This is a genomic window from Streptomyces sp. NPDC051180 (assembly GCF_040689545.1).
GTDB lineage: Bacteria > Actinomycetota > Actinomycetes > Streptomycetales > Streptomycetaceae > Streptomyces.
In genome coordinates, this window is the sequence record NZ_JBFBBC010000016.1 from 157,748 (window position 1) to 168,873 (window position 11,126).

Sequence of the window (11,126 nt, forward strand, 5' to 3'; positions counted from 1 at the left end):
GCAAGCACACCCATCACGAGGAGCGAGCGACGATGCCCGAGCTGAGGTCCCGCACAGTCACCCACGGCCGCAACATGGCGGGCGCACGCGCCCTTATGCGCGCCTCCGGTGTACCCGGCGCGGACATCGGCCGGAAGCCCATCATCGCCGTGGCCAACTCCTTCACGGAGTTCGTCCCCGGCCACACCCACCTCCAGCCGGTGGGCCGGATCGTCTCCGAGGCCATCACCGCCGCCGGCGCCATCCCGCGCGAGTTCAACACGATCGCCGTCGACGACGGCATCGCCATGGGACACGGCGGCATGCTCTACTCCCTGCCCTCCCGCGACCTGATCGCGGACAGCGTGGAGTACATGGTCGAGGCGCACTGCGCCGACGCCCTGATCTGCATCTCCAACTGCGACAAGATCACCCCCGGCATGCTCATGGCCGCCCTGCGCCTGAACATCCCGACGGTCTTCGTCTCCGGCGGCCCCATGGAGTCCGGCCGCGCCACCCTCGTCGACGGCACCGTCCGCACCCTCGACCTGGTCGACGCGATCTCCGACGCGGTGAACCCGAAGATCTCGGACGAGGACATCGCCCGCATCGAGGAGAACGCCTGTCCGACCTGCGGGTCCTGTTCCGGCATGTTCACCGCCAACTCGATGAACTGCCTGACCGAGGCGATCGGCCTCTCCCTCCCCGGCAACGGCTCCCTGCTCGCCACCCACACCGGCCGCAAGGCGCTCTACGAGAACGCGGCCCGCACCGTCGTCGACATCACCCGCCGGTACTACGACGAGGACGACGCCTCCGTCCTGCCGCGCTCGATCGCCACCCGCTCCGCCTTCGAGAACGCCATGGCCCTCGACATCGCCATGGGCGGCTCGACCAACACGATCCTCCACCTGCTCGCCGCCGCCCAGGAGGCCGAGCTCGACTACGGCCTGCCCGACATGGACGAGGTCTCGCGCCGGGTGCCCTGCCTGGCCAAGGTCGCCCCGAACGTCGCCAAGGACCGCACGTACTACATGGAGGACGTGCACCGCGCCGGCGGCATCCCCGCCATCCTCGGCGAGCTCTACCGCGCCGGTCTGCTCGACGAGGACGTCCACTCCGTCCACTCCCGCTCCATCAAGGAGTGGCTGGACGCCTGGGACGTCCGCGGCGGCGCCGCCACCGACGAGGCCGTCGAGCTGTTCCACGCCGCCCCCGGCTGCGTCCGCTCCGCGACCGCGTTCTCCCAGTCCGAGCGCTGGGAGTCGCTCGACGTGGACGCGGCCGGCGGCTGCATCCGCGACGCGGCCCACGCGTACTCGAAGGACGGCGGCCTCGCCGTCCTGCACGGCAACCTCGCCGCCGACGGCTGCGTCGTGAAGACGGCCGGCGTCGACGAGTCCATCTGGACCTTCGAGGGCCCGGCGGTCGTCTGCGAGTCGCAGGACGAGGCCGTCGAGAAGATCCTCAACAAGCAGATCACCGACGGCGACGTGGTCGTCATCCGGTACGAGGGCCCGCGCGGCGGCCCCGGCATGCAGGAGATGCTCTACCCGACCTCCTTCCTCAAGGGCCGGGGCCTGGGCAAGACCTGCGCGCTCGTCACCGACGGCCGCTTCTCCGGCGGCACCTCGGGCCTGTCCATCGGCCACGCCTCCCCGGAGGCCGCCTCGGGCGGCACCATCGCCCTCGTCGAGGACGGCGACCGGATCCGGATCGACATCCCGAACCGCTCCATCGAGCTGCTGGTCGACGAGGACACCCTCGCCGCCCGCCGCGAGGCGCTGAACGGCGTGTACGAGCCGAAGAACCGGCAGCGCAAGGTGTCGGCGGCCCTGCGCGCGTACGCCGCGATGGCGACCAGCGCCGACAAGGGCGCGGTCAGGGACGTGACGAAGCTGGGCTGAGCCCGCCAGGCACCACCAGGACGACGACGGAGGGGAGCGGGCACCGGGCCCGCTCCCCTCCGTCGTACCCCGCCCCCGGCAGCCTCACCAGGCCGCCGGATCGCGCGCGTCCACCGCGAAGACCGAGCCGTCCGGCGCCGTGCCGAAGATCCGGTCCCCGGCGACCACCGGCGCGGGCACCCTCGGCGCGTAGCCGAGCCGGCCGTTGCGCAGCCGCGGCCGCGTCTGGCCGACCAGCGCCCCGCGCGCGGTGTCGACGGCGAGCAGCCGCCCGTCCTGCACGGAGAAGTAGAGACGGCCACCGGCCCCGAGGACCGGCGGCGAGACGTTCCCGGCCGCCGTCTCCAGGTCCCACAGCACCCGGCCCTTGGCGGCCGCGGTGTCGAAGGCCGTCAGATGCCCGTCCGCCTCCAGCAGATGGACCACCGACCCGTCCACGGCGATGCCGCGCAGGTCGAGCCGGTGGGGCAGCTTCAGCCGGCGCACGGCGCCGTCGCCGTCGTCTCCGGGGCCCACCAGCACGAGACCGTCGACCAGCGACGTGTCGTAGTGGTCGGCGAGGACCAGCGAACCGTCCCCGGTGCGGCCCACCGGGTCGAGGTCGCCGGCCATGTTCCGCTGCCACACCGTCTCGCCGCTCCGCGGGTCGAGGGCGGCCACCCGCGTGCGCGTGCCGTCGTCCGAGATCTCGGAGACCGTGAGCAGCCCGGACGGGCCGTCGTACGAGCCGAGCACCGGCGCCGTGAAGGACGGCAGGCCGTGGCGCCACAGCTCCTTCCCGGTCGTGCCGTCGACCGCCCGGACCCCGCCCCGCCCGTCGGTCAGCACCACGGACGGGCCGGCCGCGCGGTACACCTCGGGCAGCTCCCCGCCGGCGCTCCAGCCGGCCGCTCCGTCGCCCGCCCCGTACGCCTTCAGCGGCCCCGTCGGAGTGGCGGCTCCCACCAGACCCTCCGCCAGCAGCACCGGCGCGGTCGGCGCCTCCGACTCGACCGGGGCGGTCAGCGACCACAGCACGCGGCCCGTCACGGGGTCGAGCCGCGAGAGGCCGACGCCGCGGGCCGTGCAGTACAGCGCCCCGCTGCCCGGCGTACAGGCGGGCGCGGCGGTCGGGCCCTTCTCCTGCAGGGTCGCCGACCAGCCGGTGAAGACCGTCGCCACCTCGTCGGGGCGGTCGGGGGCCGCGGGCACGCCGCCCGCCGGGGCGCCCAGCGCCGCGTACAGCCCGGCTCCCGCCAGCGCCAGCACGGCGACGACGGCGGCCGTCGGACGCGGACGGATCCGCCCCACCAGCCGCCGGCGACGGGGCGGCACCGGCGCGGCGGCCCGCACCGGCGTGTCCGCGTCCCACGCGGGCGAGGGGCCGGTGTCACCGTCCTCCGGCAGGGAGGGCCGGCGCCGCTGCGCCGGTATGAACGCCTCCGCCTCGTACGAGGGCGGCAGCAGCGCCGACATGATCTGCGCCGGGGTCGGCCGCTCGGCGGGCTCCTTGGCCAGGCAGCGCGCCACGAGCGGCGCCAGCTCCGCCGGCACGCCCGTGAGGTCCGGCTCGTCGTGGACGACCTGGTACGCCACGATGTACGGGCTGTCGGAGTCGAACGGGCCGTGCCCGGTCGCCGCGTGCACCAGCACCGAGCCGAGCGCGAAGACGTCCGCCGCTGGCCCGACCTCGCGCGGACGCTGGAACTGCTCGGGCGCCATGAACGGCGGCGAGCCGATCAGCTTCCCCGTCTCCGTGTGGAGGTCGCTGTCGACGGGCCGGGAGATCCCGAAGTCGATGACCTTGGGCCCGGTGTCGGTGAGCAGGACGTTGCTGGGCTTGAGGTCCCGGTGGACGACGCCGGCGCGGTGGATGTCCCGCAGCGCCTCCGCGAGCCCCGCGGTGAGCCGGCGCAGTTCGGCGGGGGACAGCGGGCCGTTCCGCTTCACCTGGTCGGCGAGGGTCGGACCCGGCACGTAGAGCGTGGCCATCCAGGGGCGTACGGCATCGGGGTCGGCGTCCACGACCGGCGCCGTGAAGGCCCCGCTCACCCGGCGTGCGGCCGCGACCTCCTGGCGGAAACGCGCCCTGAACTCGGGGTCCTCCGCATACCGTGCGTGTACGACCTTGACCGCGAGCCGGAGCCCGGACGCCGAGGCCGCGAGGTGCACGACGCCCATGCCGCCGGCTCCCAGACACGCCTGGAGGCGGTAGTCGCCCGCGTACTCGGGCCCCTCCGCTTCCCGGTCGGATCCGGTACTGCGCAACGGTGGCATCGCCCACCCCCGTGTGATTCCCCGTCACGTCGCGCGCACCCGCGCGAACTCGACGGAGCCTAGTCCATGACGCCCCCGAAGTCGGTGGGGCTTGCTAGCCTGCGCGTCGCGGAGAGTGAAACTCGGCGGAGCGCTTTTCCGCCAACGGGGGAGGACACCATGGACGCCATGAACACGCTGGCCGCGGCCACGCGCTACGAGGTCGCGCCGGGCTACCGGGTCAACGTGCGCTCGGGCCCGAGCACCAAGTACGCGATCGTGCGCACCCTGGCGCTCGGCGCCACCGTCGCGATCCACTGCCAGAAGTACGGCGAGTGGGTGGGCGGACCGTACGGGACCACCAACATCTGGGACTGCATCGCAGCGGGCGAATACGTCTCCGACGCCTACGTGCACACGGGCAGCGACGGCATGGTCGCACCGCGCTGCGTCTGAGCCCGTACACCCCCGTCCCGGGGATAATCGACCTCGTGAGCGACGACGAGCAGACCCCCCAGACGACCGGCGGCCCCTCGGGCGGCACGCCCGCCGGGCCGCAGCCGGAGGAGATCCGCTTCTTCGGCACCAGCTGGCTCGACCACAGCGGCGGCTACGCCCTGCGCCGCGCCGGCCTCGCGCTCGGCGCGCTGGCCGCCGCGGTCGCGGCCTGCTTCGTGCTGCGCTTCGCCTACGAGGGGCTGGAGATCGCGGCCGTCGGTGGCTTCGTCAACATGCTGGTCGTCATCATGTTCGCCGTCTGCAGCGCCATCGCCTTCCGCAAGACCTGGGAGGGCTTCGGCCGGCGGCCCGCCGACCCCGCCCGCGAGGAGTCCCTCCGCAGCCTCAAGGCCATCGGGTTCATCGGCTCCCTCCTCGCCTACGCCCTCCGCTGCCTCTTCGAGGCCCCCGGCGAAAAGCTCCACCGCGCCGAGTACGAAACCGCCGTCACCCGCTACGAAAAGCGCCGCACCTCCCGCACCGGCAACCCCGCCACCCGCAAGAACCCCAAGCGCAAATAACCGAGCGCCGCGCCCACCCCGTTGTGGGCAACTGTTCCGCAAGGGCGGAACGGGTGGGCACAACCCCACCACCGGCCCGCGCCGGCCCACACCGCCACCGATGCCCGCACCCCACCCCAGGGGCCGCGGGCATCCCCCTTTCCGCAAGCGCCCAGCGCCCAGCGCCCAGCACACCGCGCAAAGCACGAAGCGCCACGCACGAACCGCCACGCGCCGAGAAACAGCCACCCGCCCCGTCCTTGACGCCCCGCACCCCCCGGCGCATTATTCATCACATGGTGAATTACCCGGCGGGCGCCTCCCACGACCCCGCCCCCACACACCCCGCCCCCACACACCCCGCCCCCACCGCCCCCGCTCCCGCCATCACCGCCCACCGCCTCACCGCCACCCGCGGCGACCGCACCGTCCTCCGCTCCCTCGACTTCACCGTCCCGGCCGGCCGGATCACCGGCCTCCTCGGCCCGTCCGGCTGCGGCAAGACCACCCTCATGCGCGCGATCGTCGGCACCCAGGCCAAGGTCGGCGGCACCCTGGAGGTCCTCGGCCGCCCCGCCGGAGACCCCGCACTGCGCTCCCGCATCGGCTACGTCACCCAGGCCCCCTCCGTCTACGACGACCTCACCGTCCGACAGAACCTCGACTACTTCGCCGCCGTCCTGCTCCCCGGCCGCGCCCACCGCCACGACCGTCGCGAACTCGTCGACCGGGCCGTCGCCGACGTCGACCTCACCACCCACGCCGACTCCCTCGCCGGCCGGCTCTCCGGCGGCCAGCGCAGCCGGGTCTCCCTCGCCGTCGCCCTCCTCGGCACCCCCGAGCTGCTGGTCCTCGACGAGCCCACCGTCGGCCTCGACCCCGTCCTCCGCCGCGACCTGTGGGAGCTCTTCCACCGGATCGCCGCCGACCGGGGCACCACGCTCCTCGTCTCCTCGCACGTGATGGACGAGGCCGAACGCTGCCACCGGCTCCTCCTCATGCGCGAGGGCGAGATCCTCGCCGACGACACGCCCGACAACCTCCGCCGTCGCAACGACACCGCCACCGTCGAGGAAGCCTTCCTGCACCTCGTCGACGCCGCAGCCGCCCGAGCCGCCCACGAGGAGCCCCGCACATGAGCCCCGCACGCACCCTCGCCACCGCCGCCCGCGTCCTGCGTCAGCTGCGCCACGACCCCCGCTCGATCGCCCTGCTGCTCCTCGTCCCCTGCGTGATGCTCTTCCTGCTCCGGTACGTGTTCGACGGCAGCCCGGGCACCTTCGACAACATCGGGGCCTCGCTCCTCGGGATCTTCCCGCTCATCACGATGTTCCTGGTGACCTCCATCGCGACCCTCCGCGAACGCACCTCCGGCACCCTGGAACGCCTCCTCGCCATGCCCCTCGGCAAGGCCGACCTCATCGGCGGCTACGCCCTCGCCTTCGGACTGCTCGCCGTCGTCCAGTCCACCCTCGCCACCGGCCTCGCCGTCTGGTTCCTGGGCCTCGACGTCATCGGCTCACCCTGGCTGCTCCTCCTGGTGGCACTCCTCGACGCCCTGCTCGGCACCGCCCTCGGCCTGTTCGTCTCCGCGTTCGCCGCGTCCGAGTTCCAGGCCGTCCAGTTCATGCCGGCGGTGATCTTCCCCCAGCTGCTGCTCTGCGGCCTCTTCACCCCGCGCGACCGGATGGCCCCCGCCCTCGAAGCCGTCTCCGACGTCCTGCCCATGTCGTACGCCGTCGACGGCATGAACGAGGTCCTCCGCCACCCCGACGTCACCGGCGCCTTCGTGCGCGATCTGCTCGTCGTCGCCGGGTGCGCCGTCCTCGTCCTCGTCCTCGGCGCCGCCACCCTCCGCCGGCGCACCGCCTGACCGCCCCTCGGACACCCCGCACACCACCCGGCCCGCCGGTGCGAGGATGACGACACGTACCCCCCTCCGGCGAGGTGAACAGAGCCATGACCCAGACCGTCGCAGTCCTCGGCACCGGCAAGATCGGTGAAGCGCTCCTCAGCGGCATGATCCGCGCCGGCTGGCGCCCCGCGAACCTCCTGGTCACCGCACGCCGCGCCGAACGCGCCGAGGAGCTCCGTACCCGCTACGGCGTCGAGACCGTCACCAACGCCGAGGCCGCCAAGCGCGCCGACACCCTCATCCTGGCCGTCAAGCCCCAGGACATGGGCCGCCTCCTCGACGAGCTCGCCCCCCACGTCGCCGCCGACCGCCTGGTCATCAGCGCGGCCGCCGGCATCCCCACCTCCTTCATCGAGGACCGCCTGACCGCCGGCACCCCGGTCGTCCGCGTCATGCCGAACACCCCCGTCCTCGTCGACGAGGGCATGTCGGTCATCTCCGCGGGCAGCCACGCCACCCCCGGGCACCTCGCCCACACCGAGGAGATCTTCGGCGGCGTCGGGAAGACCCTCCGCGTCCCCGAGTCCCAGCAGGACGCCGCCACCGCCCTCTCCGGCTCCGGCCCGGCGTACTTCTACTTCCTCGTCGAGGCCATGACCGACGCCGGCATCCTCCTCGGCCTGCCCCGCGCCCAGGCCCACGACCTCATCGTCCAGGCCGCCATCGGCGCCGCCGTGATGCTCCGCGACAGCGGCGAACACCCGGTCAAGCTCCGCGAAGCCGTGACCTCCCCGGCCGGCACCACCATCAGCGCCATCCGCGAGCTGGAGAACCACGGCGTCCGCGCCGCCCTCATCGCCGCCCTGGAAGCCGCCCGCGACCGCAGCCGCGAGCTCGCCTCCGGCAACAGCTGACCCGGCCCCGCCGGGGTCACCGGACCCCGGCGGACACCCCCTTCACCACGTCCTCCGTCGACACGACCTTCGCGAAGCGGCCGCCGTGCAGCGACACGGCCGTCGCCTGGGACAGCTCGTCGGCGCTCCGCGACCACCCGAACGGACCGTCCAGGTCGAAGGTGTGCATCGCGTCCAGCGGGAACACCACCTCGTACCCGAGGTTCCCGCCCATCCGGGCCGTCGTCTCGTTGCACATGTTCGTCTGGATCCCCACGATCACGATCTGCGCCACGTCCAGCCCGGTCAGCCACCCGTCCAGCGACGGCTCCCCGTAGAACGCCGAGTTCACGGTCTTCGTCACCAGCAGCTCCGGACCGGAGCCCTTCCCACGCCGCTCCTCGACGAAGTCCTTGAACGCGTTCCCCGCGTACCCCGTCCGCAGCGGCGACCGCGAACCCTCCACCGAGTCGTGCCGCACGAACGCGACCGGACGCCCCGTCTCCTGCCACAGGTCGATCAGGGCCGCGATGTTCCCCTCCGCGGCCGGGTTGTTCCGCTTCCCCCAGAACTCCTCCTCGAAGCCCTTCTGCACGTCGATGACCACCAGCGCTGCGTTCTCCGCGATCTCCATACCCACGATCGTGCCCCCGCCGGGGCCCGCCTCCCAGCAGGGCGAATGACAGCGATCGATGATTTACTGCCAGACGTGTCGCCGTCACCCGCGCCCCGCCCCCAGCGCATCGCGCTCCTCGCCTTCCCGGGCGTCCGCGCCTTCGACATCTCCGTCATCACCGAGGTCTGGGACAGCGACCGCACCCTCCGCGGCGTCCCACCCTTCGAGCTCCGCCGCGCCGCCGCCGAACCGCACACCCCCGTCCCCCTCCGCGGCGGACTCACCCTCACCCCCGACCGCGCGCTCGACTGGCTCGACGACCTCACCGCCACCGACCTCGTCGTGGTCCCCGGCATCGAGAACCCCGACGCCGACCTCCCCACCCCCGTCCTCGACGCGCTCCGCCGCGCCCACGCCGCCGGCGTGCCCGTCGCCTCGCTCTGCGCCGGCGCCTTCGTGCTCGCCCGCGCCGGACTCCTCGACGGCCGCCGGGCCGTCACCCACTGGCACCTGGCCCGGACCCTCGCGGACCGCCACCCCGCCGTCCAGGTCGAACCCGACGCCCTCTTCGTCGAGGACTCGGGCATCTGGACCTCGGCCGGCACCGCCGCAGGCATCGACCTCTGCCTCCACCTCGTCCGCACCGCCCACGGAGCCGAGGCCGCCGCCGCCATCGCCCGCTCGATGGTCACCGCCCCCTTCCGCACCGGCACCCAGGCCCAGTTCATCGAGCACCCCACCCCCCGCGCCGACCGCGACGCCGACGCCCTGGCCGACGTCCGAGCCCACGCACTCGCCCACCTCGCCGAACCCCACACCGTCGCGAGCCTCGCGGCCCGCGCCGGCATGTCCCCCCGCTCCTTCGCCCGCCACTTCCAGGCCACCACCGGAACCACCCCCCTGCACTGGCTCATCACCCAGCGCGTCGCCGCCGCCCAGAAACTCCTCGAACGCACCGACCACCCCCTCCCCGAGGTGGCCCGCCGCGCGGGCTTCGGCAGCGAGATCACGATGCGCCAGCACTTCGCCTCGCACCTCGCCACCAGCCCGCGCGACTACCGCAACGCCTTCCGTCACCCGGCGGGCAACAGTCCGATCGCCCGATAGGCCCGGTCCACCACCGGCCGCGCCGTCTCCCGGGCCCGCTCGGCCCCGTCCCGTAGCACCCGGTCCACATGACCGGGGTCCGCCGCGAGCTCGGCATGCCGCTCCCGCAGCGGCCTCAGCAGCTCGACGACCGCGTCCGCCGTGTCCTTCTTCAAAGATCCGTACGACTCGTATACACCGGCCAGCTCCTCCGGGTTCCCGTCCGTCGCGGCGGCCATCAGATCGAGGAGGTTCGCGAGCCCCGGCCGGAGCCCCCGGTCGTAGACGACCTCCCGACCGCTGTCGGTCACGGCCCGCATGATCTTCCGCCGCACGGTCTCCGCGTCGTCGAGCAGATAGACGATCCCGGCGCCGTTCGCGTGCGACTTCCCCATCTTCGACGTGGGGTCCTGGAGGTCCATCACCCGCGCCGCCACCTTCGGCTGCGTCGCCCTCGGCACGGTGAAGGTGTGCCCGTACCGCTGGTTGAACCGCACGGCCAGGTCCCGGGTCAGCTCCACGTGCTGCCGCTGGTCCTCACCCACCGGCACCTCGTCCGTCCCGTAGGCCAGGATGTCCGCCGCCATCAGCACCGGATACGTCAGCAACGACAGCCGCACGCCCTCGCCGGCCGCCCGCGCCCGCTCGCTCTTCTCCCGGTACTGGATCATCCGCCGCAGCTCGCCGTCGGTGGCCGTGCACTCCAGCAGGTACGACAGCCTCGCGTGCTCGTCCACATGGCTCTGCACGAAGAGCGTGCACCTCTCCGGATCCAGCCCCGCCGCCAGCAGCAGCGTGGCCGCCTGCCGACTCAGCCGGCGCACGCGTGCGGGGTCGTGCTCCACGGTCAGCGCGTGCAGGTCCACGACGCTGAACAGCGCCTCGCTCCGGTGCTGGTCCACCTCGACCCACCGCCGCACGGCTCCGAGGTAGTTGCCCAGCGTCAGATGCCCGGTGGGCTTGACCCCGCTGAAGATCGTCGTCATCGCGTTCGTTCTCCCTCTGCTCCAGGCGCCGACCCGAGGGCCGCCTCCCCGGAGGGGGATACGCGAACGGCCGCCGGGACGGCGGCCGCTTGTCACATGCGTCGGTGCGGGCCGCCGGTCAGGCGGCCCACCACTGGGTGGTGTGCGCATGCGTACTCATACGGAGAGGCTACGCCCCAGGCCCGGGGTTGACACGGGATTCCCCGATCCGTAGTGTTCTCCGAGTTGTCCGACGTGAGCACCGACTCCGGTCGGCCCCGGACAGCCATTCCGCAAGATCCTCAGAAGCTGACGACGCTTTGCCGTGTCGTCTCGCTTTCCGTGTGTTTTTGCGAAATGAGGAATCCGCGTTCGAAGGACTGAGCGCAGCTGCCCGATTAGCGTCGGAGGCAGGAAATCCGCTAAAGTCTCACTCGTCGGAACGGCCCAACAGCCGCAAAGACAAATCCCGCTGACTGGGAATCAGACACCGAAAGGATCTGATAGAGTCGGAAACGAAGGAAGCGCCCGGAGGGCCTGGAAACAGGAACGAAGGAAGCGTCCGCACCTTGAGAACTCAACAGCGTGCCAA

10 protein-coding genes are annotated in these 11,126 nt (G+C 72.7%); 7 read left to right on the forward strand and 3 right to left on the reverse strand.

Going from position 1 to position 11,126, the window contains the following annotated elements:
- Positions 1 to 32: 32 nt before the first annotated feature.
- On the forward strand, positions 33 to 1,886 hold the full coding sequence (gene ilvD, locus AB0424_RS25980) for a dihydroxy-acid dehydratase (RefSeq protein WP_366308945.1): 1,854 nt from the start codon (positions 33 to 35) through the stop codon (positions 1,884 to 1,886).
- 84 nt (positions 1,887 to 1,970) lie between these two features.
- Here the strand turns inward: ilvD and AB0424_RS25985 are convergent, their stop codons facing one another.
- On the reverse strand, positions 1,971 to 4,142 hold the full coding sequence (locus tag AB0424_RS25985) for a PQQ-binding-like beta-propeller repeat protein (RefSeq protein WP_366308946.1): 2,172 nt from the start codon (positions 4,140 to 4,142) through the stop codon (positions 1,971 to 1,973).
- A 159-nt stretch (positions 4,143 to 4,301) separates the two neighbouring features.
- Between AB0424_RS25985 and AB0424_RS25990 the strand changes: the two genes are divergently transcribed.
- The 5 genes from AB0424_RS25990 (at position 4,302) to proC (ending at position 7,888) form a co-directional block, all read left to right on the forward strand.
- On the forward strand, positions 4,302 to 4,577 hold the full coding sequence (locus AB0424_RS25990) for an SH3 domain-containing protein (RefSeq protein ID WP_366308947.1): 276 nt from the start codon (positions 4,302 to 4,304) through the stop codon (positions 4,575 to 4,577).
- Between the two features lie 35 nt (positions 4,578 to 4,612).
- Positions 4,613 to 5,140 carry a hypothetical protein gene (locus AB0424_RS25995; protein WP_366308948.1) on the forward strand — a complete coding sequence of 176 codons (528 nt, stop codon included), beginning with the start codon at positions 4,613 to 4,615 and terminating at the stop codon, positions 5,138 to 5,140.
- Positions 5,141 to 5,415: 275 nt separating this feature from the next.
- The gene (locus AB0424_RS26000; RefSeq protein WP_366308949.1) at positions 5,416 to 6,258 is read left to right on the forward strand and encodes an ABC transporter ATP-binding protein; all 843 of its coding nucleotides are present in this window, start codon (positions 5,416 to 5,418) and stop codon (positions 6,256 to 6,258) included.
- Positions 6,255 to 6,992 (forward strand): ABC transporter permease, encoded by a 738-nt coding sequence (locus tag AB0424_RS26005; RefSeq protein ID WP_366308950.1) that lies wholly within the window; start codon positions 6,255 to 6,257, stop codon positions 6,990 to 6,992. Before AB0424_RS26000 ends, AB0424_RS26005 begins: the two co-directional genes overlap by 4 nt.
- 86 nt (positions 6,993 to 7,078) lie before the next feature.
- Positions 7,079 to 7,888 (forward strand): pyrroline-5-carboxylate reductase, encoded by an 810-nt coding sequence (proC, locus tag AB0424_RS26010; RefSeq protein ID WP_366308951.1) that lies wholly within the window; start codon positions 7,079 to 7,081, stop codon positions 7,886 to 7,888.
- A 16-nt stretch (positions 7,889 to 7,904) separates the two neighbouring features.
- Here the strand turns inward: proC and AB0424_RS26015 are convergent, their stop codons facing one another.
- Entirely contained in the window at positions 7,905 to 8,501 is a 597-nt protein-coding gene (locus tag AB0424_RS26015; protein WP_366308952.1) for a cysteine hydrolase family protein, read from the reverse strand.
- 45 nt (positions 8,502 to 8,546) lie between these two features.
- Between AB0424_RS26015 and AB0424_RS26020 the strand changes: the two genes are divergently transcribed.
- The gene (locus AB0424_RS26020) at positions 8,547 to 9,590 is read left to right on the forward strand and encodes a helix-turn-helix domain-containing protein (RefSeq protein ID WP_366308953.1); all 1,044 of its coding nucleotides are present in this window, start codon (positions 8,547 to 8,549) and stop codon (positions 9,588 to 9,590) included.
- Here AB0424_RS26020 and trpS read toward each other — a convergent pair.
- The gene (trpS, locus tag AB0424_RS26025; RefSeq protein ID WP_366308954.1) at positions 9,557 to 10,555 is read right to left on the reverse strand and encodes a tryptophan--tRNA ligase; all 999 of its coding nucleotides are present in this window, start codon (positions 10,553 to 10,555) and stop codon (positions 9,557 to 9,559) included. The two genes, AB0424_RS26020 and trpS, sit on opposite strands and share 34 nt — an antisense overlap.
- Positions 10,556 to 11,126: the final 571 nt, after the last annotated feature.

Excerpts from the sequence above, each read along its gene's own strand:
- AB0424_RS25985 (WP_366308946.1), bottom strand. The coding sequence starts at position 4,142 with ATGCCACCGTTGCGCAGTACCGGATCCGACCGGGAAGCGGAGGGGCCC.
- trpS (WP_366308954.1), bottom strand. The coding sequence starts at position 10,555 with ATGACGACGATCTTCAGCGGGGTCAAGCCCACCGGGCATCTGACGCTG.
- AB0424_RS26020 (WP_366308953.1), top strand. The coding sequence starts at position 8,547 with ATGACAGCGATCGATGATTTACTGCCAGACGTGTCGCCGTCACCCGCG.
- ilvD (WP_366308945.1), top strand. The coding sequence starts at position 33 with ATGCCCGAGCTGAGGTCCCGCACAGTCACCCACGGCCGCAACATGGCG.
- AB0424_RS26015 (WP_366308952.1), bottom strand. The coding sequence starts at position 8,501 with ATGGAGATCGCGGAGAACGCAGCGCTGGTGGTCATCGACGTGCAGAAG.
- AB0424_RS26000 (WP_366308949.1), top strand. The coding sequence starts at position 5,416 with ATGGTGAATTACCCGGCGGGCGCCTCCCACGACCCCGCCCCCACACAC.
- AB0424_RS26005 (WP_366308950.1), top strand. The coding sequence starts at position 6,255 with ATGAGCCCCGCACGCACCCTCGCCACCGCCGCCCGCGTCCTGCGTCAG.
- AB0424_RS25990 (WP_366308947.1), top strand. The coding sequence starts at position 4,302 with ATGGACGCCATGAACACGCTGGCCGCGGCCACGCGCTACGAGGTCGCG.
- proC (WP_366308951.1), top strand. The coding sequence starts at position 7,079 with ATGACCCAGACCGTCGCAGTCCTCGGCACCGGCAAGATCGGTGAAGCG.